The sequence below is a fragment of the Limnothrix sp. FACHB-1083 genome, assembly GCF_014696485.1.
Classification (GTDB): Bacteria; Cyanobacteriota; Cyanobacteriia; order CACIAM-69d; family CACIAM-69d; genus CACIAM-69d.
The window spans coordinates 1-21,985 of sequence record NZ_JACJQD010000023.1 but is presented as its reverse complement, the minus strand read 5'-3'; the positions used below and the strand labels follow the sequence as shown (position 1 = coordinate 21,985).

The 21,985-nt window shown below is 52.5% G+C and carries 18 protein-coding genes; 8 read left to right on the top strand and 10 right to left on the bottom strand.

Translation table 11 applies throughout. The features are described 5' to 3' along the window. The 3 genes from H6F46_RS18605 to H6F46_RS18595 form a co-directional block, all read left to right on the top strand. On the top strand, window positions 1-286 hold a 286-nt coding region (locus H6F46_RS18605), incomplete at its 5' end, for a transposase (RefSeq protein WP_242027764.1). 13 nt (window positions 287-299) lie between these two features. Then, the gene (locus H6F46_RS18600) at window positions 300-698 is read left to right on the top strand and encodes an element excision factor XisH family protein (protein WP_190356233.1); all 399 of its coding nucleotides are present in this window, start codon (window positions 300-302) and stop codon (window positions 696-698) included. After that, the gene (locus H6F46_RS18595) at window positions 668-1,003 is read left to right on the top strand and encodes a XisI protein (protein WP_190356232.1); all 336 of its coding nucleotides are present in this window, start codon (window positions 668-670) and stop codon (window positions 1,001-1,003) included. The genes H6F46_RS18600 and H6F46_RS18595 overlap by 31 nt, the downstream gene beginning before the upstream one ends. 59 nt (window positions 1,004-1,062) lie before the next feature. On the opposite strand, the gene H6F46_RS18590 is transcribed toward H6F46_RS18595, so the two are convergent. The 3 genes from H6F46_RS18590 to H6F46_RS18580 form a co-directional block, all read right to left on the bottom strand. Next, the gene (locus H6F46_RS18590; protein WP_190356231.1) at window positions 1,063-1,728 is read right to left on the bottom strand and encodes a hypothetical protein; all 666 of its coding nucleotides are present in this window, start codon (window positions 1,726-1,728) and stop codon (window positions 1,063-1,065) included. A 63-nt stretch (window positions 1,729-1,791) separates the two neighbouring features. After that, a complete protein-coding gene (locus tag H6F46_RS18585) occupies window positions 1,792-5,574 on the bottom strand; it encodes a hydantoinase B/oxoprolinase family protein (protein WP_190356230.1) in 3,783 nt (1,260 codons plus the stop codon). Window positions 5,575-5,639: 65 nt separating this feature from the next. Further along, window positions 5,640-5,879, bottom strand: coding sequence for a DUF2283 domain-containing protein (locus H6F46_RS18580; RefSeq protein ID WP_190356229.1), 240 nt, complete (start codon window positions 5,877-5,879; stop codon window positions 5,640-5,642). Between the two features lie 386 nt (window positions 5,880-6,265). Between H6F46_RS18580 and H6F46_RS18575 the strand changes: the two genes are divergently transcribed. Next, on the top strand, window positions 6,266-6,724 hold the full coding sequence (locus tag H6F46_RS18575; protein WP_190356228.1) for a hypothetical protein: 459 nt from the start codon (window positions 6,266-6,268) through the stop codon (window positions 6,722-6,724). A 235-nt stretch (window positions 6,725-6,959) separates the two neighbouring features. Here the strand turns inward: H6F46_RS18575 and H6F46_RS18570 are convergent, their stop codons facing one another. Then, window positions 6,960-7,307 (bottom strand): helix-turn-helix transcriptional regulator, encoded by a 348-nt coding sequence (locus H6F46_RS18570; protein ID WP_347278360.1) that lies wholly within the window; start codon window positions 7,305-7,307, stop codon window positions 6,960-6,962. A gap of 101 nt (window positions 7,308-7,408) precedes the next feature. Then, complete coding sequence (locus H6F46_RS18565) at window positions 7,409-7,639, bottom strand: helix-turn-helix transcriptional regulator (protein WP_190356227.1); 231 nt, start codon at window positions 7,637-7,639, stop codon at window positions 7,409-7,411. A 188-nt stretch (window positions 7,640-7,827) separates the two neighbouring features. Between H6F46_RS18565 and H6F46_RS18560 the strand changes: the two genes are divergently transcribed. After that, complete coding sequence (locus H6F46_RS18560; protein WP_190356226.1) at window positions 7,828-8,397, top strand: Uma2 family endonuclease; 570 nt, start codon at window positions 7,828-7,830, stop codon at window positions 8,395-8,397. Between the two features lie 181 nt (window positions 8,398-8,578). Beyond that, entirely contained in the window at window positions 8,579-10,462 is a 1,884-nt protein-coding gene (locus tag H6F46_RS18555; protein ID WP_190356225.1) for an aspartate kinase, read from the top strand. Here H6F46_RS18555 and H6F46_RS18550 read toward each other — a convergent pair. Beyond that, window positions 10,393-11,835 (bottom strand): TIGR04283 family arsenosugar biosynthesis glycosyltransferase, encoded by a 1,443-nt coding sequence (locus H6F46_RS18550; RefSeq protein ID WP_190356224.1) that lies wholly within the window; start codon window positions 11,833-11,835, stop codon window positions 10,393-10,395. The genes H6F46_RS18555 and H6F46_RS18550 overlap by 70 nt on opposite strands. Before the next feature lie 130 nt (window positions 11,836-11,965). Between H6F46_RS18550 and H6F46_RS18545 the strand changes: the two genes are divergently transcribed. Next, entirely contained in the window at window positions 11,966-12,526 is a 561-nt protein-coding gene (locus H6F46_RS18545) for a Uma2 family endonuclease (RefSeq protein ID WP_190356223.1), read from the top strand. Between the two features lie 37 nt (window positions 12,527-12,563). Then, window positions 12,564-13,124: a Uma2 family endonuclease gene (locus H6F46_RS18540; protein WP_190356222.1), complete on the top strand. Its 561-nt coding sequence runs from the start codon at window positions 12,564-12,566 to the stop codon at window positions 13,122-13,124. Between the two features lie 69 nt (window positions 13,125-13,193). Here the strand turns inward: H6F46_RS18540 and argJ are convergent, their stop codons facing one another. The 4 genes from argJ to trpC form a co-directional block, all read right to left on the bottom strand. Further along, a complete protein-coding gene (argJ, locus tag H6F46_RS18535; RefSeq protein ID WP_190356221.1) occupies window positions 13,194-14,435 on the bottom strand; it encodes a bifunctional ornithine acetyltransferase/N-acetylglutamate synthase in 1,242 nt (413 codons plus the stop codon). Between the two features lie 326 nt (window positions 14,436-14,761). Continuing rightward, window positions 14,762-16,033: a sensor histidine kinase gene (locus tag H6F46_RS18530; RefSeq protein ID WP_190356220.1), complete on the bottom strand. Its 1,272-nt coding sequence runs from the start codon at window positions 16,031-16,033 to the stop codon at window positions 14,762-14,764. Between the two features lie 132 nt (window positions 16,034-16,165). After that, the gene (locus tag H6F46_RS18525) at window positions 16,166-18,526 is read right to left on the bottom strand and encodes a hybrid sensor histidine kinase/response regulator (RefSeq protein ID WP_242028032.1); all 2,361 of its coding nucleotides are present in this window, start codon (window positions 18,524-18,526) and stop codon (window positions 16,166-16,168) included. 1,039 nt (window positions 18,527-19,565) lie between these two features. Continuing rightward, window positions 19,566-20,468, bottom strand: coding sequence for an indole-3-glycerol phosphate synthase TrpC (gene trpC / locus H6F46_RS18520; protein WP_099531984.1), 903 nt, complete (start codon window positions 20,466-20,468; stop codon window positions 19,566-19,568). Between the last annotated feature and the right edge of the window lie 1,517 nt (window positions 20,469-21,985).

The window sequence follows — 21,985 nt, the reverse complement described above, 5'->3', positions numbered from 1 at the left end:
AGAGATTGGAGAACTGTATCGAAAGCGCTGGCAGATTGAGTTGCTATGGAAGTTCTTAAAGATGCATTTAAAATTAGATCAGCTCATTACGAAAAATCAAAATGGCGTAGCAATACAGATCTACATGGTCTTAATTGCTTATGCCATCTTGCAGTTAATAGAATTGCCGCAATTCTATAGTCAGACGCTACTAGATAAATTGCGATATTTGCAAGTTGTACTCGGTCGCTATGGCTCAATCAGTCATTGGAGCTATGATTTACTGCCAGAAACTCTTGTTGCCTAGAATATGAAGTTTTGTGTTTAGATTCAACACTTCTGCGATTACACACGATCCATTTACAATTCAGATTAGCGAAACGATTAAGCTCAAAATCGATCTAGGGGCTGAGACAACAATTGCAGCTCAGCGCAATCACGAAAAAATCGCAGTAGAGATTAAAAGCTTTATTTCAGACTCAGAAATCAGTGACTTTCATGCTGCATTAGGTCAATATTTGAACTACTTGCAAGCCCTAGAAGACAAAGAACCAGATCGTGTTCTCTATTTAGCAGTTCCAAAAGATAGCTATCAAGATTTTTTTCAAGTCTCTTTTATTCAGAAGTCCTTGAGACGATATGAAGTCAACTTGATTGTTTATTGCCCGCTGCAAGAGGTGATTGAGCAATGGATAAGCTACAGAGATACCATCAAGTAATTCAAGATTTACTGATGGAAGAGGCCCATCCCTACTGTCAGTCGGATGACGTAGAGACAGTAATTATCTGTGACCCGGAACGGCATCACTACCAGTTAACTTATATCGGCTGGGAAGGGGATCAGCGAATTTTTAATTTGATTTTGCACCTAGACATTAAAGATGGAAAAATCTGGGTGCAACATAACGGCACTGAAATGGCGATCGGTAAACGGCTGATGGAGCATGGCGTGCCCGCTGCGGATATTGTGTTGGGTTTCCAATCCCCCTTTCGCCGCCAATTTAGCGGCTATGCGATCACCTGATTCAGTTTTACAAGACAAAAGCATAAATTAAAAGTTCGATTTTACAACCAGCAGAAAGATCATGGGAGTCTGCTGTGACCTCCATTTTCAAGAAAATGACACCATTGATCAGCAATCGACTTACATTGCTGGCTCAGCAGAAAGTCCCAATCTTTTGTAATTGATATGCATTCCCCATTAACTTTCCGTGTAATAGGATTCATTAGTGTTTGATGAGGGCTACAAATAACAACTCCATCAATTTCACTGAAGTCATGGTTTAGAATATGAGATGTCAACTGTGCTGTTATTTCTACAGGAAGAGACTCTAATCCTGTTTGTGCAATAATTACATATCCTGAGTAAACACCATTGTCTGAGTAGAAAGATTTTGTTTCTCGCAACTGCCTGTTTGCTTTCTTTAGGACTTGCCTCAGAGGTTCTTCAAAGGAATCATGACGGTTTTTGCGGTTTTGTTCAGGAATCGAAAAACTATACGTTCCAAATCCATTTTCGTCAATTATATCTGGTTGAACAATGAGAGTTGATAGTGAATCAATAACTCCGCCATTTGAGAAATGTTCTTTTTCTAAAATTTTCAATTCCACAATAATCTTATTGTTTTTATCGACATAATCCGCATTTTTAAACATTGGAGAATTTCCAGCATCTTCTGAGACTCTGGAATAACCCAATGAATAGAAAAAGTTATCAAATTCCAATTCAGTTTGACTTGCTGGAAACATCGTGAGAACTCATTAGCTACTTTGTCTTTACAATTCGGATCTTCTTTTCACTCCTAAGTATAACTAACTAATTACCAGGCCATAGCCGCCGCCGCCGGGGGTTTCGATCGCGATCGCCTCACCTGCCTGTACCTGCACCTGATCGGTAGCCCCGAGAGAGTCGATCGCCCCGTTCAGCCGTTCTACCCAGGCGCGGCCCGGTTGGCCCGGTGCGCCGCCCGCCAGGCCCGCCGGTTGGGTCGATCGCCGCCCCGAGACGATCGCCGCCGTCATCGGTTCCAAAAAGCGGAGTTTGCGGATCACGCCGTTGCCGCCGCGCTGTTGGCCCGCGCCGCCGCTGTCGGGGCGAATTTGGAAGGACTCCAGCCGCACGGGATAGCGCCACTCCAACACCTCGGGATCCGTGAGCCGAGAGTTGGTCATGTGCGTTTGCACCGCGTCGGCTCCGGGGAAGGTTGCGCCCGCCCCCGCGCCGCCGCAGATCGTTTCGTAATATTGGTGGCGATCGCTCCCAAAGGTGAAGTTGTTCATCGTGCCCTGAGCGTTGGCCAGCACCCCGAGGGCTTGGTAGAGCGCATCGACCACGGCTTGGGAGGTTTCCACGTTGCCGGCCACGACGGCGGCGGGCGATCGGGGATCGAGCAGGCTGGCGGGTGGCACGGTCAAATCGATCGGGCGCAAACACCCGGCATTCAGGGGAATTTCGTCGGCCACGAGGGTGCGGAACACGTAGAGGACGGCGGCTTTGGTGATTGCGATCGGGGTGTTGAAGTTGTTCGGCTGTTGGGGCGATGTGCCGCTGAAGTCGATCGCCGCCCGCCGCCGCGCCCGATCGATCCGCACTTGCACCGTAATCTGCGCCCCACAGTCGAGGGCGATCGTCGCTTGCCCGTCCCGCAATTGGGCGATCGCCCGTTCCACCGAAGCGGCGGCGTTGTCTTGCACAAACCCGGCGTAGGCTTGGATCGTGGCGGCTCCGTAAGTATCCGCTAGGCGCTGCAATTCCTGGCAACCGCGCTCATTGGCGGCAATTTGCGCCTGCAAGTCCGCCAGGTTTTGCACCGGGTTGCGAGCGGGGTAGGGATTGTCAGCCAGTTGCGCGAGCACGTCAGCCTCTAGGAATTCCCCGGCGCGGACGATCGGCAGGAAGTCAAACAGGATGCCCTCTTCGGCGATCGAGTGGCTGTGGGGTGGCATCGATCCCGGGGTCAGGCCGCCCAAGTCCGCATGGTGGCCGCGGGAGGCGACGAAGAAATCCGGGCGATCGCTCAGAACTCCGGCGGGCGATCGCAACCAAACCGGCGTAATCACCGTGATATCGGGCAGGTGCGTGCCGCCGTTGTAGGGGTTGTTGCTGGCAAATACATCGCCGGGCCGCAGCTCCCGCGCCGCCATCAGGGCTGTGACCGTTTCGCCCATGGAGCCGAGGTGGACGGGAATGTGAGGGGCGTTAGCGATCAGTTGCCCGGCGCGATCGAACAGGGCGCAGGAGAAGTCCAGCCGCTCCTTGATATTCACGGAATAGCTGGTGTTTTGCAGGGTTGCGCCCATCTGCTCGGCGATCGCGCTGAACCGGTTGTTGAAAATTTCCAAGCGCACTGGGTCGGGGCCCTCATCCCCCAGCCCCTTCTCCCAAGTCGGGAGAAGGGGAGCCGGAACCGCTTCAGCCGTTTCCTGTGCTGTCAAATTTGCCGTATTGATTGGACTTTCGCCCCTCTCCCCACCTGGGAGAGGGGTTGGGGTGAGGGCAAGATCATCCTCCGCACCCGCAAGCGTCTCCGGGGCGAGGGTTTCCAGTACTAGGCCACCCCGATCGCCCAAGGTGGCCGCCCAGCCCGGTTCAATCACATTTGTACCCGTCGGTTCCACAATCACCGCTGGCCCGACGATTCGATCGCCCGGTTGCAAATCCGATCGCCCAAAGACCGGCGCATCCCACCAGCGATCGGCCGTATAGATCCGAATCGTCGTGATCGGTTCCGGCGGGGTCGATCGACTGGCCACCAGCAACGGTTCCGGCGGTAGATCTTTATGGCGCACCAACTCCAGGGCGATCGCCTCAATCACCACCGGCTTATCGGGCAGGACGAACCCGTAGCGCTGGCGGTGGATCGCCTCGAAGCGATCGCGCAACCAGCCCGCCGGGTCGGGTTCCGTGGCCGCCGGCCAGCTCACCACCAAGGGCGAATCCGTGCCGCCGTAGCGCAGCCGCGCCGTGCGGATCGCTTCCTGGAATCCCGGCAATTGCGGCTCCAGTGACCGTTGTAAGTCGCCAAAGCTCGGCTCCAGCGCGGTGATCGCCCCCGGTTCCAAAACCTGCTCGATCGCCCGTTCACCAATTTGCCGCACATCCGCCAGCCCAATTCCATAGGCCGACAGCACCCCAGCGTAGGGATGGATGAAAATCCGCGTCATCCCCAGTGCTTCCGCCAACAGACAAGCGTGCTGCCCGCCCGCCCCGCCGAAGCAACAGAGGGTGTAGTGCGCCAAGTCGTAGCCGCGCTGGACGGAAATTTGCTTGATCGCCGCCGCCATTTTCTCGATCGCGATCGCCAGGAACCCGGCCGCCACCGCTTCCGGGCTGCGACCATCGCCGGTGGCCTGGGCGATGGTCGCCGTGAGGGCCGCGAACCGTTCCGCCACGATCGCCTTGTCCAAGGGGCGATCGCCCTCGGGGCCAAACACCGCCGGGAAAAAGTCCGGGTGCAACTTGCCAAGCTGCACATTGCAATCGGTGACGGTCAGGGGGCCGCCGCGCCCGTAGGCCGCCGGGCCGGGATTCGCCCCCGCCGAGTCCGGCCCCACCCGGTAGCGCTGGCCATCGAAGTGCAAAATCGAGCCGCCGCCCGCCGCCACCGTATGGATCGCCATCATCGGGGCCCGCAGCCGCACCCCCGCCACCTCCGTCTCAAACTGCCGCTCATACTCGCCCGCATAGTGGGCCACATCGGTGGAGGTGCCGCCCATATCAAAGGTGACGATTTGCCCAAAGCCCGCCGCCACACAGGTTTGCACCGCCCCGACAATGCCGCCCGCCGGCCCCGATAGCACCGCATCCTTGCCCCGGAACCGATCAGCATCGGTCAGCCCGCCGTTGGACTGCATAAAAAACAGCTTGCCCGCCAAGGCCTCACGGTCTGGCCCCGCCAGGGTCGATCGCACCTGGTTCACATAACGCCGCAACACGGGCGACAGGTAAGCATCGACCACGGTGGTTTCGGCGCGGCTAACCAGCTTGATCAGCGGACTCACGTGATGGGAAACGGAAATTTGCTCAAAGCCCGCCGCCTCCGCCAAGGCTGCCGCGATGTGCTCATGCTGGGGGTAACGGTAGCCATGGATCAGGGCGATCGCGCAACTGGTGCAACCCTCGGCCCGCGCCGCTTTCAGTTGCGCCAATAAGTCCGCCTGGGCGGCCGCGTCGAAGGGCCGCACCACCTCACCCTGGGCGCTCAACCGTTCCCGCAACTCGATCGCCCGTTCATAGAGTGGCGCGGGTTTGCGAATCTCCAGCGCAAAAATATCCGGTCGGTTTTGGTAGCCAATCTTCAGGGCATCGCCAAACCCTTCGGTAATCACCAGCACGGTGCGATCGCCTTTGCGTTCCAGCAGGGCGTTGGTGGCGACGGTGGTTCCCATCTCGATCGCCCCAATCTGCGCCAGGTCGATCGGCTCGTCGGCGGCCAATCCCATCAGGTCGCGAATCCCCTGGACGGGCGCATCAGCATAGCGATCGGGGTTTTCCGACAGCAGCTTATGCACCACCAGCCACCCATCGGGCCGCCGCGCCACAATGTCGGTAAACGTGCCCCCGCGATCAACCCAAAACCACCAACGCTGATCCATGCTCTGCCCCACCCGAAGCGCCTAATCTCGATTCATCATAGGAGCGGATCGGTTAGTCCGTCGCGCTATGGGGCGATCGCGAGGCGCAAATCGGCCCAAAGGGGAAGTTGCAGGGGGCGATCGGTTTGGAGGCGTTGGGAAAAGAAGAAGATTTCGATCGCTTCAATGTCGTTGGTGTCGGGGTTGAATCGTGCGAGCAACCCATCACCGAGTTCTTCGGTTTCTTGTTCGGGATAGGGCGGACAAATGGCAATCAGGAGGCTGTCACCCGTGCGATCGTAACTAAGGCTCAGGGTTGAGTCCATTCAACGGTTCCTCACGCTGCGATCAATCCAAAACCACCAACGCCGATCCATGCTTTGCCTCAGTCGAAGCGCCTAACCTCGATTCATCATATCGATTGGGGTAGCCAAAGGTGATCATACTCACTGTGATGCTGCCACAGCGCTCGCGATGTGAGTTTTGCTTATACGAGCCATATCTGCTAGAAAAGTTTTTCACGCTGGCTAAATTTGGAAATAATATAAATACCTAAAACTTATCGTATAAATATGATAAGATTAAGTTAGGTAAAATTTTCCTTGAAGAATAGGTGCTGCCCTGCGACTAGGAGCAAGCGTGACTATCTCATGCTTTTGCCTGTAATTTTTTCTCTAGAAAACTGACAATAAAATCTTAGGAGAAATATAAAATGCAACTAATCGATGAAACCATCAAGTTCTTAAAATCAGAGAAAGAAGACAGGATTTTCTATGAAAGTATCGATATCAGCTTTCAAGATATTCAAACTAACCTGCGTCACAAAGCATCAACTTGGATTATTTTCGAAGATGGGAGTGGAGAACTCAAGCTATACGAAGAAGATGTTTCAGATGTTGATTGGTCAGGAATTGGCTCAGATGCAGTACTAGGTGGTCTTGCTTTCTTCATTCCAGTAGTAGGGCCTCTAATCTCTGGAGGCGTTATTGGCTCAAGGGCTACTAAACTGACTCAAAGTGGAAAGAAAACATACGTCTTTACCTTCAATGCAGCAGGGAAATGCGTCTTTGCGATTGTAATTTATTCTGAAAAGTCGCAATATTCTTATGTAAATAGCTTTTTGGATAGAGTAGAAGAATTTTTGTGCTGTGATGAAGACAATGAAAATTAAATTTATCTATACCAGTATGTAGGGTGTGTGGGAGAACGCTCGCGGGAAAACGATCGCTCTGGCATTTTCTCCCACGCACCGTTGATCAATCCCGGTTGCAGCGGTGCGTAGGGCAAAAACGAGATTTTGGGAATAAGCAAGCATTGCCCTACACACCCTACGAAATACCGAATGATGTGACCGTGATATCGATGAGGGCTGGCAAGTCTAGCCGGGAGCTGGCAAGGGCGATCGACTATTCCAAAAGCTCGCCTAAGTAGCACTGAACAAAGTCGCGGGCAGCTTCGGGGTTCAATCCTTTCAAGGCTGTGACGATCTCCACAACGGTCTCAGCCGTAGGGTCGCGCTGCTCGTGAAACCACTTAAAAACCACTGACCGATTAACTTGCAACAACACCGCCAGCCGGTTCTGGCTGATGTTGTGCTGGTCTAATACGGATTTGAGGGCTTTTCCTGCTCTTCCCATGCCCCCAATCCTGTTAAAGAAGCTAATCCGGTAAATATCGTAATCGTACTTCTCCCACGCACCGTCGATCAATTCCGGTTGCAGCGGTGCGTAGGGCAAAAACGAGATCTTGGGCATAAGCAAGCGTTGCCCTACACACCCTACGAAATGCTGAATGATGTGACCGTGATATCAATGAGGGTTGGCAAGTCCAGCGGGGAGCTGGCAAGGACGATCGACTATTCCACCACTTCGCCAAGGTAGCGCTGCACAAAGTCCCGCGCCGCTTCTGGCTTGAGTGTTTTCAAGGCCTTCACAATTTCCAAAAGTGTTTCAGCAGTTGGATCGCGAATTTCTTTGCACCAGCGATAAACATTGGTGCGTTCAATTTCCATCTGCATCGCAAGGGAGTATTGGCTCACCTCGTGATCCTCAAGCACTTGTTTCAAAACGCGGTCGGCTTTTCCCATGCCCTCGATCGTCTCAAAGGTCTGGATTTCCGTAAATGATATCCCTGTGGCCGACGGAATCCTAAAGGTTGATAGTCACCGTTACGCCCTATGACTGGTTCTAGCAGCTCATCTCAACCACATTGCTACACTGAAGTTAGGATCGATGTCGCACTGGAAGCAATTGATCAGGAGAAATTAACAAGTCCATGATTGCTCAACAGGGTTTATATTTCCTTAGCCCCGATGACTATTTACAACAGGAGGCAAAATCCACCCAAAAGCATGACTATATTGATGGAGAAATTGTAGCGATGGCGGGTGCAAGTAGTGCCCATTGCACGATCGTGGCAACCTTAACGGCGCTGCTTTTAAAATCCGTTCGTCAGCAAGGGTGTCAGCTATTTACCGGTGATATGAAAGTGCGAGTCGATCGCCACAATTGCTTTTACTATCCCGATTTGCTCGTCACCTGCGACCCACGTGACCAAAATACAGATTATTACAAATGCTTTCCTAAATTAATTATTGAAGTGCTTGAAGATAGTACAGAGCTGCGCGATCGCGGTGAAAAATTCTTTAACTATTCTGCTTTAGAAAGCCTGAAAGAATATGTGCTAATTAGTCAGGATAAAATCCGAGTGGAATGCTTTTGCCGCGATGACAATAATCGGTGGGTTTTGGAGTGGTATGGCCCGGGCGATCGCGTCTTTTTCCACAGCATCGATTGGCAAGGAATGATCAACGATTTGTACGAAGACGTATCATTACCCGGTTGAATCACCTGTTTTGGAAGGCCCATTTTGAGCTGATCCCGACCTCGATCGAGATGGTCAAGAACCCAAAAAGAATCGGAAACCTAGGCAAACCGTAGCCCCGATCGCAGACGGGGCAGCGGCGGCCGGCGACGGTTTCCGGTAAAGTTTTTTGCACCTTTAGCGGTTGTGGGGGCAAAGACCAATGGCAACGATCGTTCAGAAATATGGCGGCACATCGGTCGGCTCGATCGAGCGGATTCAGTCCGTGGCGGCTCGGGTGATCGACACGGTGAAAGCGGGAAACTCCGTGGTGGTGGTGGTTTCGGCTATGGGCAAAACCACCGATGGGCTGGTGGCCCTGGCGCGGGAAATTAGCGATCAGCCCAGCCGCCGGGAAATGGATATGCTGCTCTCGACCGGGGAGCAGGTGTCGATCGCCCTGTTGAGCATGGCGCTACAGGCGGCGGGGCAACCGGCGATTTCCCTGACCGGCGCGCAAATTGGGATCGTCACGGAAGCGTCCCACACGCGGGCGCGGATTTTGAGCATTGATCCCGATCGGCTGCGTCGCCACCTCGATGAGGGCAAAGTGGTGGTGGCGGCGGGCTTCCAGGGAATCTCAAATGCCGATGATTTGGAAATTACCACCCTGGGGCGCGGCGGCTCGGACACGTCGGCGGTGGCCCTGGCGGCGGCTTTGCGGGCCGATGCCTGCGAAATTTACACGGATGTGCCGGGGGTGCTGACCACTGATCCCCGCCTGGTGCCGGAAGCGCAAATCATGGCGGAAATTTCCTGCGATGAAATGTTGGAGCTGGCCAGCTTGGGGGCAAAGGTGCTGCATCCTCGGGCGGTGGAAATTGCCCGTAATTATGGTGTGCCGCTGATTGTGAAGTCGAGCTGGACGACTGATCCCGGAACGCGGGTGGTGTCGCAGCCGGTGGGCGATCGCCCCTTGGAAAACCTGGAGATTGCCCGGCCGGTGGATGCGATTCGCTACAACACGAATCAGGCGCAAATCGGCTTGCTGCGCGTGCCCGATCGCCCTGGGATCGCCGCCAAGCTGTTCGGGGAGCTGGCCAAGCAAGCGGTGGATGTGGACTTGATTATTCAGTCGATCCACGAGGGCAACACCAACGACATCGCTTTCACGGTGACGGAGCAGGAAGCCGATCGCGCAGAAGCCATGGCCGGGGCGATCGCACCGACCCTGCGGACGGAACCGACCCGCCCGATGGAAACGGAGGGAGCCGAAGCGGAATTGGTGGTCGATCGCCATGTGGCCGAAGTCAGCATCTACGGCGCGGGCATGATTGGCCGACCCGGCGTGGCGGCCCAAATGTTCAAAACCCTAGCCGACGCGGGGATCAATATTGAAACCATATCCACCTCGGAAGTGCAGGTGGGTTGTATCATCGCTCCCGGTGACGACGCAGCCGATCGCAACCTCGAAACCCTTTGTCAGCGAGCGGTGGCGGCCCTGCGCCATGCCTTTGAGCTAGATACTGACCAGCTCTTGCCAGAGGTGCTGCCGATCGAGCAGCCCGCCAGCTCCGATGAGCCGCCCGTGCGGGGTGTGGCGCTCGATCGCAACCAAAGCCAAATCGCCGTCCGCAACGTGCCCGATCGCCCCGGCATGGCCGCCAAAATCTTCGAGCTGCTAGCCGAAAAGAGCATCAGCGTCGATACGATCGTCCAGTCCCAGCGGCGGATCGTGGTCAACGGCTCCCCCACCCGCCACATCGCCTTCACCACCGCCGCCACCGATGCGGAAGCCGCCCGCGCCGTGCTGTTGGCCGCCGGTCAGGAATTCGGCTGGGGCGAAGTGGTGGTGAATGCCCAAGTGGCCAAGGTCAGCGCCGTGGGGACGGGGATGATCAACCGGCCCGGCGTGGCAGCCCAGATGTTCAACGCCTTGGCGGCCAAGGGGATCAACCTGCTGATGATCACCACCTCGGCGATCAAGATCAGTTGCGTGGTGGAACAGGATCAAGGCGTGGAAGCTCTGAAGGCGGTTCACGAAGCCTTTGACCTTTCGGGTGAATACCAAGCCAGCAACGTCCACGGACTGACCCCGGCAAAATAGGCGAGCAAAATCGTCCAGTTGCGGAGCGTGCAGCGCCAAACGCCCTCACGCTCCCAACGCCGGGCCGAGGTGAGCACTCGATCGGGCAAAATCCGAATCCGCCACCCCCGCCGCCGAATCGATCGCATCAGGGCCACGTCTTCCATAATCGGAATTTCCGGGTAGCCGCCCAGCGCCCCAAAGGCCGATCGCCGGATAAAAATCGCCTGATCCCCATAGGGCAGCCGGGTGAGGCGCGATCGCACCGAAGCGATCCGGGCGATCGTTCGCAAGATCCAGCGGGACGAGGCGATCGCCAAATCAAACGCCCCACCCACCAGTTGATCCCGCGCGCCATCGTTAGGGACAAGGGGCTTAAGCCCCTTGCTGCCAGGGTTTGGGGCAGGATCAAATAATTGAATGATTGCTTGAAATGCCGTTGCGGGTAATTGCGTATCGGCGTGCAGAAATAGCAGAATTTCTCCTCGGGCTATCGCCGCGCCTGCGTTCATTTGCAGCCCCCGACCCCGTGCCGCCGTGATGCCCCGCACCGGGCGATCGCTTGGCAAATACTGCAAGGTTGACCCTGCCCGATCGCCATCCACCACAATCACTTCGTAGGGAATCTGTCCGGCAATTTCTGCTAAGTGATCGAGTGTTTTTTGAATCCGCTCCCCTTCATTCAGAACGGGCATGATCACGGAAAGGGCGATCGGCTGTCGAATTTTTTCCAGCGTTGCTATTGATCGTTTCAGGTCTAGATTTTGCTGATTCAATTGCCAAAATCGATCTAAATCGGTTGCGTGATCAATATCGTACCAATGGGGCAGAATTGCGACCGGTTGGTTAGCTGATTGGAACCGGGCGATCGTCTCCGCAAAAACCGTTTCGGTACTCCAAACCATGTTTTGAAAAATGGTGGGTAACAGGCGATCGCGCCGAAACCCCACCAAGCAATAACCCCCATCTTCCGTAGGGCAAATCACCGCGCCGGTTTCGACCAACGCTTCAGCCGCTTGGGTCAATATTTCATCAGGTAAATCGGGGCTGTCGCTACCCACCAGCAAGACCCGATCGCTCCCCTGCTCAAAACAAGTTGTGAACGCCCGCGCCATTCGATCGCCCAAATCCCCATCGCCCTGGGCCACCAGTTGCCGATCGTCACAGCCCAACCAGTCGCGCACGGTCGATCGCCCCAAATCCGGTGCATAGAACACGCAGATATCGGCTTGCTGACGATCGGCAAATGCGGTGAGGCGATCGAACCAGTCCCGCCCCATTGATCGATAAAATTCCGTCGCAAAATCCGCCCCAATTGTCTTGGCAAGCCGCGATTTTACTTGCCCTAATTCGGGCGCTTTGACAAATAGGGCGATCGTTAATTTTGTATCCATTAAATGTCAATCAATTTCCCATTTTCCGGATTCAGCACAGCATTTAATCTTTACAGATCAATAATCTGAGCGATCGCTGGCTCCTATCCATTTGCTATCCTAAAGTTCAGAGCGCCAGGACAGTCGCAAGATGGTTGCAGTTCCCAGTGGGGTTAGCGTTGCCGATTATTGGGTGATTGAGCAAAACAATCACCAGCGCTTTGAGTATCGCGAAGGGCTGGTCTATGCCATGGCCGGCGGGAGCGATCGCCACGATGAGCTAATCCTAAACTTGTTGGAACTGATGCGACGGCACTTGCGGGGATCTGGCTGCGCGGTGCGATCGGGCAACGTAAAGGTTAACTATGCCGATCGCTTCTTCTATTATCCCGGTGCATTTGTGACTTGTGACCCGCGCGATCGCACTGATCGCTATGTCAAACGCTATCCCAAACTGATTGCGGAAGTCCTATCGCCCTCTACGGAATTATTCGATCGCACCACCAAGTTTGAGGATTATCAAGTGATCGAAACCCTCGAAGAATATGTCTTAATTGACCAAGAAAAAGTCGCTGTGGAATGTCAGCGGCGAGTGGCGGGCGATCGCTGGGAAAGCCAGATTTATCAGGCGGGCGATCGGGTGGAATTAATCAGTATTGGTTTGACCATCGCGATCGAAGATCTCTATGAGAATTTAGACACCATGGCATAGATGACAGCGATCTTTCTTCAACAAACAGAATTGCCCTATGATTGCCATTCCCAATTCCTTTACCGCTGCTGATTATTTAGCGTTTGAGGAATCCAGTAACCAGCGCCATGAATATCGCGGGGGATTGGTCTACGCCATGGCCGGTGGCAGCGGCAACCATAGCGCCCTCTGCATTAATTTGCTGAGTGCAATTCATGGGCATTTACGCCAAACCGATTGCCGATTCTATGGCAGCGATGTGAAAGTCAGCTATGCCGATCGCTTCTTTTACTATCCCGATGCGTTTGTGACTTGTGACCCGCGCGATCGCACCGATCGCTATGTCAAGCGTTATCCCAAACTGATTGCGGAAGTGCTATCACCCTCTACGGAATTATTCGATCACACCACCAAGTTTGAGGATTATCAATTGGTCGAAACCCTCGAAGAATATGTCTTAATCGACCAAGAAAAAGCCGCCGTGGAATGTCGGCGACGGGTGGCGGGCGATCGTTGGGAAAGCCAAACCTATCAAGCAGGCGATCGGATGGAATTAATCAGTATTGGTTTAACGATCGCGATCGAGGATCTCTACGCTGGACTCGACGAAATGCCCTAACAATTACCACCCCAGACAAGGGGCTTCAGCCCCTTGCCTAACGAGATTCAACCAATTCAACCATCAGAATTAGGTGGTGTATTCAGCGTTGATCTTCACGTAGTCGTAGCTGAGATCGCAGCCCCAAGCCTTTGCGGAGCCGGGCCCGTCGCCAATACTGACCCCGATCGCCACCGTATCGGTTTTCAAATATTCACCCTCAGCAGCGGCCTTCAGGTAGTTGTGAGCTGCCATCCGATCGAACGCCAACGGTTGCCCGTTTTCCATCAACACAATGTCACCGAGCTGAATCCGCAGGTTGCCTTGGTCGAACTTCACCCCGGCGCGACCGGCGGCCCCGGCAATCCGGCCCCAGTTGGGATCGCGACCGAAAATGGCGGACTTGGTGAGGGCGGAACCGGCGATCGTCTTGGCGACGGCGCGGGCGGCGGCTTCGTCGGGCGCACCGCTGACGGCCACTTCAATCAAACAGGTCGCCCCTTCTCCATCGCGGGCGATCGCCTTGGCCAAGTGGGTACAAACCGCCGTTAGCATAGCTTCCAGCTTTTCGGCTTCCGGGCCCCACTGGGTGATCGCTGGGGTGCGCGATTGACCGTTGGCCAGGGCAAACAGGGAATCGTTGGTGCTGGTGTCGCCATCGACGGTGATTTGGTTGAAGCTGCGATCGCCCGCCCGCGAGAGCATTTCTTGCCAGAGCTGGGGCGACACGGCCGCATCACAGGTGACAAAAGCCAGCATCGTCGCCATGTTCGGGTGGATCATTCCCGATCCCTTAGCCATGCCACCAATCCGCACGGGGCGATCACCAATCATGGTTTCCAGGGCGATCGACTTCGTAACCAAATCCGTCGTCAAAATCGACTTTTCAGCGCTGGCTCCCCCCTCGTCGGACAGGGCCGCCACCACTTGCGGAATCCCGGCGCGCATCGGTTCCATTTTGATCCGCTGACCGATCACGCCCGTGGAAGCCAGCAACACGGTGTTGGGATCGATGTCCAGTTCTTTAGCCAGAAGTTGGGCGCATTCTTCTGCGTCGGCGGCCCCGGCTGCTCCCGTAGCGGCGTTGGCTTGCCCCGCATTCACCAAAATGGCGCGGGCGCTGGGTTTGGCTTGCAGGCGATCGCGGCAGTAGTCCACGCAGGCGGCCCGCACTTGGCTGGTGGTAAAAATCCCGGCGGCGATCGCCTCCACTTCAGAATAAATCAGGGCCAAGTCCGGCGCGCCTGAGGGTTTCAGCCCCGCCGTAATGCCCGCCGCTTTATAACCCTTAGGAGCCGTTACGCCGCCGGAAATCACTTGCCAATCTGCCATGATTCGATCGCCCTTTAACGATTGCTAAGTTGCCCAGAGTCCGGGCAATTGGGTGATTATAGCAAGGTCATTTCGGGCGATCGCGCTGCTTCTGTCACGGGATCACGATGCAAGTCTTGATGAAATTTGCCAGCGAGAGCTAATGAATAGCGCAAATATTAATCAGTTCTTGACTAACTCTTGACCAATGCTTGGGGCTAACAAGGTTGTGCGATCGCGCGCAGGATAAATTATTGTTTGATCGCAATTCATAAATTGTAATTCATACAATTTCAATAATCGAAATAGCCGATAGTTTCAGCAAATTGCGACAATTCCGAATCAATTTATTTTGGATTAATCGGTAAACGAATCAGAAATTGAGTGCCTCGCCCTAGTTCTGACTGCACCTCCAAAGTGCCGCTATGCTTTTCAGACACAATCTGATGGGCGATCGCTAGGCCGAGTCCTGTCCCCTTGCCAACGGGCTTGGTTGTAAACAGCGGCTCAAATAGCCGTTGCTTGACTAACTCATTCATGCCGATTCCATTGTCAGCAATGCAAACCGCAATTTGCTGATCGTTGGTGGTCTGAGTTGTAATTTGAATTTGCAGCCCAGAATCGGGGGGTTTGCCTTTCAGTGCGCTCTCCTCTAGTGCATCGATCGCATTGGCGAGCAAATTCATGAATACCTGATTGATTTGTCCTGGATAGCAAGGCAGTAGAGGCAATTCACCATAGGACTTGAGAATCGAAATCTCCGGACGATGATCACTGCTTTTCAAGCGATGTTGCAGAATCATCAGGGTGCTGTCTAGGCCTTCATGCAAGTTCGCTGGAATTTTAGTTTCAGTATCAGCACGTGAAAAAGTGCGCAACGATGTGGAAATTCCGCGAATTCGATCGGCTCCCAGCGTCAGGGAATTGATAATCTTGAGGCTATCTTCAAAAATAAAATCCGGTTCCAAATCTTCCAAAACGGCGGCTAATTCTGGGGAAGGCTGCGGATGTTCTTGCTGATAGAGCCGCAGGATTTCCGCCATGTTGTTAATGTGCTCTCGCAGCGGATCCACATTGCTGGCAATGAAGTTAATGGGATTATTGATTTCGTGTGCAATGCCCGCAATCATTTCTCCCAAACTTGATAGCTTTTCCTGCTGAACAAGCTGCACTTGCATTTTTTGCAAAGCGGCTGTGCGGTCATGAACTTGATGTTCCAAAGACTCCGTTAGTTTTTTGAGCTTGAGGTGAACCTGTAGTCGAGCTAAAACTTCTGTTTGATCAAATGGCTTGGGAATATAGTCCACTGCTCCTAGGGCAAAGCCTTTGGCTTTATTTTCCGTGTCTGAAAAAGCAGTTGTAAAAATAACTGGAATCGACCTTGTGAGTGGATTAGCCTTGAGGCGGCGGCAGGTTTCAAAGCCGTCAATACCTGGCATTTGGACATCTAGCAAAATGAGATCTGGAAGATTGCGATCGACCTGCGCCAATGCACTTTCACCATCAATCGCCACGCGAAAACGCAACCCGGCACTATTCAGCGCTTCTGATAAAACCGCCAAATTAGTTGGATTATCATCCACAACTAAAATAAATTCATTCGACGCAGATGCTGACATAGGCCATCAGGAGTTAATTTAATCATCCAGTGATTGGGAGAGACTATGCAAGCATTTCCCAAAATTTTCTAGATCTTCTTGAAGTGTTGAGGATCATTAAACCGAGAGAAGCAAGCTCAATAACCATTTTTGCTATTGAGCTAAGTAGCGCTCAAGCAATGCTTGTAGTTGTTTAAGTTGAAAGCGAGTCGCCAATTGAGTGACTTGCTCAGAAAAAGGTGCCATGCTCGGGTTGGACGCTGCCAGTTCAGCAACCATGGATAAGATTTCTTGAGTATCACCGTCCATCAGGAGATCGTGCAACTGTTGCACAATTTCTGAAGCGGGAGGAATCACATCTTGGGTCTGAAGAGGTTCCGTTTTTGAGGCAGGATCAGGGACGCTGGCTTGCTCATAAATCCAAGTTAAGTTAAGTTGCTCTTGCAAAATTTGAAGCAGCACTTCAGCTTGGACTGGCTTGGGCAAAAACAAGTTAGCGCCCGCATCGATCGCCTCTTGCTGATTGCTTTCAAAGACACTGGCTGACGACGCGATCGCCACAACATTGCGCAAAGTTTCAGAGGCGCGAATTTGTCTGAGTAGTTGATAGCCATCCATGACATGCATCATCAAGTCCGTAATGATTAGGTCAGGAGCATGATTCAGTGCAGTTTCCCAACCATCTTGACCATTTTGGGCTTCCACCATCTTGAATCCAAGTGGCTCTAGGAGGCTAACAATCACAGAGCGGTTTTCCCAACGATCATCTACCACAATGATGGTGCGTTGCTTGCCTTCATAACCCACAATCGTTCCTTGGTCAATTGTTCGAGAGGCGGTTGCCCATTCTTTGGCCTCCGGTAGCTGCACATCAAACCAAAAGGTACTGCCTTGGCCCAGTGTGCTCTCCACTTCAATTTGGCTACCCATTAAGGACACAATTTTGTGGCTGATAGCGAGTCCTAAACCAGTCCCCTCTGACTGCTTTTTGCTATTACCCACTTGCTCAAATGGCAAAAAGATCTTTTCTAATTGTTTTGGTGTCATCCCCACACCCGTATCCTCAACCTGGAATCGCAGACGGTATAGGGACGGATCATCGAGTTTTTGGGCTTGAACGCGAAATGTCACTTGTCCTTTATCAGTAAACTTGATTGCATTGCCGAGAAGGTTAATCAAGACTTGGCGTAGTCGCTTCTCGTCGGCGCGAATCCCAATCGGTAGATCTGAATCAGCTCGATAGATAAAAGCAATGCCTTTTTGTTCAGCGCGAATTCGACAAATTTCGCCAACGCCTTGCAGAAACGAGGGCAAATGAAATTCATTAATTGCCAGGTCAAATTTACGAGCTTCAATCTTAGAAAGATCCAAAATGTCATTAATTAAGGTCAGTAGGTGGGTTCCGCACTGATGAATAATTTGGATGCCATCCTGTTCTTTTTTGCCCCAAGTTTTGGAGCGACTGAGAATTTGGGCATAGCCCAAAATGCCATTCAGGGGCGTGCGTAACTCATGGCTCATGTTCGATAAAAATTCGCTCTTGGCCTGATTGGCGGAATCTGCTGCGGCTTTGGATTGCTTGAGCTGTGCTTGCTCCGTGGATTGAACATAGACCAAAACGCCAATCAGCGTGCCCACGAGGAGCAAAACAACGATCGCAATGCCATCCAGTAGCTGAAGCTGAGATTCAATATTCTGGCGTGGAATCACCAGTGCCACAGACCATTGCGCTTCGGTGAGTGGTCGAAAACCCACATAGCTTTCAAGTCCGTCAATTTTGACCAATTGAATGTCCTGTTGCCGATTGACCATCTGTTGGGCAATGTGGGCCAACCCTGGGTCTTGGGCAACTACCAAGCTTGGCGCGGGCTTGTCTATGGTGGACATGAATGCTGAGTTGGGATGCACGATCGCCTCGCCCTTGGAATTGAGCACAAAGGCATAGCTGCGATCGCCATATTTCAACTGATTGGTGACTTGCTTGATCCGATCGATCGTGACCACCCCATGGATGACTCCAGCGGGTTTCTCTTTTGAGTTTTGATCTTTAAAAATAGGTGCAGCAATGGCCACGCCAGGTACACGAGTGATCCGAGCAATCATGGGATCATCGACATAAATTTGCCCAGTCATTGCCTTCTGAAACCACCGGCGATCGCGCACATCGGCCGGCTTGGTTTTGGCAACAGTGCTTTGGCGGATTCCTGCTGCTGTGGTGAAGCCAAAAAACGAAAAATCTCCAATTCGTTGATCTTCCGCTTTGAGATAAGGACTAGCGATCGCCCAGTTCATCGATCGCACTACTCCAACGTTGGATAACATTTCCACGCGTGTTTTCAACAATGCCAACCAACTATCAATATCCTGGGACTTGTTGGTCACACGGGATAGTGCATCCTGCTTTAAGTTTTCCAATGTTGCTTGGCGCACAGTTTGATAGCTAATATATGCGCCCACGCCTACGAGCAGCGCCGTGCCTCCCACAATCAACCGCATCAGCAGGTTGCGAGACAACTTCAGGCTGAGGAAAGAACTAAGGCTTGGCAGCGTGGCTGCAAACTTTCGGTCGGTTGGTTGGGAGTGCAAAATCATAACGATCTGAAGTCGGTGGCAAGTGATTAGGTCATGCGCTCGGGCTGTGAAATTTGCTCTAAGTTATGAACAGCTAGAGTAACTTATTTGTTTCATTTCAAAGCAGATGGTAGCTCCCATTTCCCTTGTGTCATGAGGTTGATTGCTGACTGCCAACTCTATCGGAGATTTGTAAAAATTTTGTGAAAGAAATTGATTGAGTGTAAAAAATTACACAAGAAAATATTCAAGTGTAAAAAATCGCACAGGAAAATCCGAGATCTTTACCCTATCAAAATAAATCCGCGATCGACTCTGTAAAAGTAGGCTGACTCAAGATAACACCTAATATTAGTTTTAGGCAGCAACATTACTCTGATTTCAGAACGAATGGCGGCTTTAGGCAGTGATTTGTAGCACTGACAGGCAAGACTGATTTAGATTTTTAGAACTAGTTCGTATATTTGCATTCATAGAACAAACTTCGGCGCTGTTTGCAAGATGATGATTTCCAGTGCAAGATTGCCTGCCCAGACAGACTGCCGCCTGTTCCTCATTACTGAGTTGCAGTACTACCTAATTTTTTAATCAATCAATCTTTAAAAGAATGTCTGGAAAGAAAGAATGTCTGGAAAGTCCGAATTGCTACGCTGCACACCCCCGTGATCAACGCAAACAAGGGACTTAGAGCCTGTCGTCAAATCACCTGAAACCCTGATGACCTCGTTCTTTAAACCAATCAGTCGTAGGGGCGGGGTTTCCCCGCCTAGTTCCCGTGATCCTTGGGTGTTCCCAGGGATGGACAGGGTTGTGGTGATCGCCCGGGTTAGGGTTGGGAGACCCAACCCCGACGGTGATGGAAATGACGATCGGCCCTAAACCCTTTCTCCCTCAGCCATTGGTGCTCCACCATTGCCGCAAGTGACCGCTCAACCATCCACCACCGAGAGGATGGTTGACGGGCTGGGGTTGATCTAGAGGCTCATTCGCGATCGGTCGTGCCATGCAGCAAATCATTGACCGCTTGGCCCACATCCGGCTGACGCATCAGTGATTCCCCCACCAACACGGCCCCGGCTCCGGCATTCAGCACCCGATCGAGATCTGAACGATTGCCCAAGCCCGATTCACTGACCACCAAAATATCGCGCGATCGCAGTTGCTCACCCCGCGTTTCCAAGAGGGCGATCGTGGTTTCCAGCGTCACTTGAAATGTGGCCAAATCACGATTATTGATCCCCACCAACTTCACCCCATCCAGGGCTAAAACCCGGTCTAATTCGGCCAAGGTATGCACCTCAATCAATGCCGTCATTCCCAAGGCATTAATAATCTTCAAGAAATATTGCAAATCCGTATCAGTCAAGATGGCTGCAATTAACAAGATGGCATCGGCCCCGAGCGATCGAGCCAGATAAATTTGGTAAGGATAAAGCACAAATTCTTTACAGAGCAGCGGCAAATTAACCGCCTGCCGAATTTGCGCCAAATAATCGAAACTGCCCTGAAAAAACTCCTGATCTGTCAGCACCGACAAACAGGCCGCGCCGCTAGCCTCATAGGTTTGGGCGATCGCCACCGGGTCAAAATCCGCACGAATCACGCCCTTGCTGGGGGAGGCTTTTTTCACTTCCGCAATCAGCGCTGGTTGAGGGGCCGGCGGTTGGCGCAATGCGGCTAAAAAGTCTTGAGGGGGCTGGGCTTCTCGCACCCGTTGCTGAAGTTTAACCAGGGGTAACGATTCCCGCAGCCGATCGACCTCTGCTTCCTTGTGCCAAACGATTTTTTCCAAAATATGGCGAGGCTCGCTATCGGGCACACGCACTTGATAGCGCAAGGTATCAACGGCAACGGCTGGATTGGGTTGAATGCGGCGAATTTGCATAGAATTTAGAAGCAGTGAATCGCTAAATGAAGAAAGGGATAAATTTTGCCGATTCTGATGTAGGCTAATGGGCATCGGAGCATCGATAGCCGACCAATTAAATGAGCCAATTCGCCAAACAGCAAAGTTGGTGCTTTAATTGGCAATTTGCTAACGGGCAATTTGTCCTGACCAAGGGAGATCAAAAGCGATCTTTGGGTTAGGGTTCAATGGTCGAAATGCTCTTGGTGATCTGTTGACCTTCATGATCGTTTGGACGATTGATCGCTTTAGCAATGCTCTCCCAGTAACGAGCGAGCCATTGCTTCAAGGCCCTGTAGGCCACCGCTACCCTCTCAACTGCTACTTCTCAAGATCCAGCACCCAAGTCCAGTAGCGACGAATTTGGGTTCAATCGGTTTGCCCACTCGTCTTGGATTGAGCGGCCCTAATCATACGCGAAATCAGTTGTTGCCGGATCGATCGCCCCAGAACTGGCCTGAAATGCCTTGAAATCACTCCCAGAGAATTTCTCAAGGAAATCTTGTAAAAAACTGGTGATTGCTCTGGATCGCGCTGGAATCTAGGAAGCTGGAATCTGGGAAATCTAGATCATTCATCCCGTGGCTGATTCCATGAATGCCTAACCTAGGGATGCTTAACCTAGGAAACGAACACTGGGACACCATGGGGGTGCGATCGCGATCGCTCAGACTGACGACAACGATCGACAAAGCCGCCGAGTACTGTCACGCGCCACGGGCTGAACCATCACTGGCTTGATCGGGCGATCATGACACAATCAAAGTACAAAGCAATCCACCCAGAAAGCATCTATCCTGCATCCATTGAGCGATGCAACTCCTACCTCTACCCTTCACCCAAAAGGGAGGTTCATCAATGTCTGTGCTACTCGTAATTGCCGTTTTGTTTGCGCCCGTTCTGCTGTCCTCAATGATGGTGGATGAAAGCTTTGATGAAGCCTTGGGTCATCCCAATCGCCATTAAAGCGATGTTTGTGTGGTTCCTGTTGGAATCCTAGTCACAACTCATGGCAACATTGGCTGATCAAAGGCTGACCAAAATTGGCTGATCAAAATCCGCTAATCACAATTGATTTGTTGCAGGAGTTAATGGTCTGTTGCAGGGATGAATGGGCTTTCAGCAAATGGGCCAGAAATCATGGGCAGGAAGCGCCCCAACCCGGCTGAGGCCAATTTCAACGATTGCGTTCTGCACCACCTGCCAACTCCTAACGCCACAGCTTCGACGTTACTCAGATCCCCCTCAAGATTTCATCTACCGCCGCCCTTCAAACGCAGTTCAAACGAAGTGCAACCCTAAAGAAGTGCAACCATTAAAAAGGAGAGGATGCTGGTTCATTGAGCCATGAACGCATCCTCTCCTTCGTTTAACGTCAGTTCGGTTTAAGCAGGCAGCTCAATTCCCAGCGCAGCCAAATCGAGGGACGGTTTCTTGGGCTGATGACAGTAGGCAATCAGCCCACTGAGCAGATGCACAAAACAATTGATCGGACT

What these genes read in the sequence shown, in the direction of transcription:
- H6F46_RS18560 (WP_190356226.1), top strand. Translation starts at nt 7,828, where the DNA reads ATGATTGCTCAACAGGGTTTATATTTCCTTAGCCCCGATGACTATTTA.
- H6F46_RS18585 (WP_190356230.1), bottom strand. Translation starts at nt 5,574, where the DNA reads ATGGATCAGCGTTGGTGGTTTTGGGTTGATCGCGGGGGCACGTTTACC.
- H6F46_RS18545 (WP_190356223.1), top strand. Translation starts at nt 11,966, where the DNA reads ATGGTTGCAGTTCCCAGTGGGGTTAGCGTTGCCGATTATTGGGTGATT.
- H6F46_RS18530 (WP_190356220.1), bottom strand. Translation starts at nt 16,033, where the DNA reads ATGTCAGCATCTGCGTCGAATGAATTTATTTTAGTTGTGGATGATAAT.
- trpC (WP_099531984.1), bottom strand. Translation starts at nt 20,468, where the DNA reads ATGCAAATTCGCCGCATTCAACCCAATCCAGCCGTTGCCGTTGATACC.
- H6F46_RS18575 (WP_190356228.1), top strand. Translation starts at nt 6,266, where the DNA reads ATGCAACTAATCGATGAAACCATCAAGTTCTTAAAATCAGAGAAAGAA.
- H6F46_RS18565 (WP_190356227.1), bottom strand. Translation starts at nt 7,639, where the DNA reads ATGGGAAAAGCCGACCGCGTTTTGAAACAAGTGCTTGAGGATCACGAG.
- H6F46_RS18580 (WP_190356229.1), bottom strand. Translation starts at nt 5,879, where the DNA reads ATGGACTCAACCCTGAGCCTTAGTTACGATCGCACGGGTGACAGCCTC.
- H6F46_RS18555 (WP_190356225.1), top strand. Translation starts at nt 8,579, where the DNA reads ATGGCAACGATCGTTCAGAAATATGGCGGCACATCGGTCGGCTCGATC.
- H6F46_RS18590 (WP_190356231.1), bottom strand. Translation starts at nt 1,728, where the DNA reads ATGTTTCCAGCAAGTCAAACTGAATTGGAATTTGATAACTTTTTCTAT.
- H6F46_RS18595 (WP_190356232.1), top strand. Translation starts at nt 668, where the DNA reads ATGGATAAGCTACAGAGATACCATCAAGTAATTCAAGATTTACTGATG.
- H6F46_RS18570 (WP_347278360.1), bottom strand. Translation starts at nt 7,307, where the DNA reads ATGCCCAAGATCTCGTTTTTGCCCTACGCACCGCTGCAACCGGAATTG.
- argJ (WP_190356221.1), bottom strand. Translation starts at nt 14,435, where the DNA reads ATGGCAGATTGGCAAGTGATTTCCGGCGGCGTAACGGCTCCTAAGGGT.
- H6F46_RS18540 (WP_190356222.1), top strand. Translation starts at nt 12,564, where the DNA reads ATGATTGCCATTCCCAATTCCTTTACCGCTGCTGATTATTTAGCGTTT.
- H6F46_RS18550 (WP_190356224.1), bottom strand. Translation starts at nt 11,835, where the DNA reads ATGGATACAAAATTAACGATCGCCCTATTTGTCAAAGCGCCCGAATTA.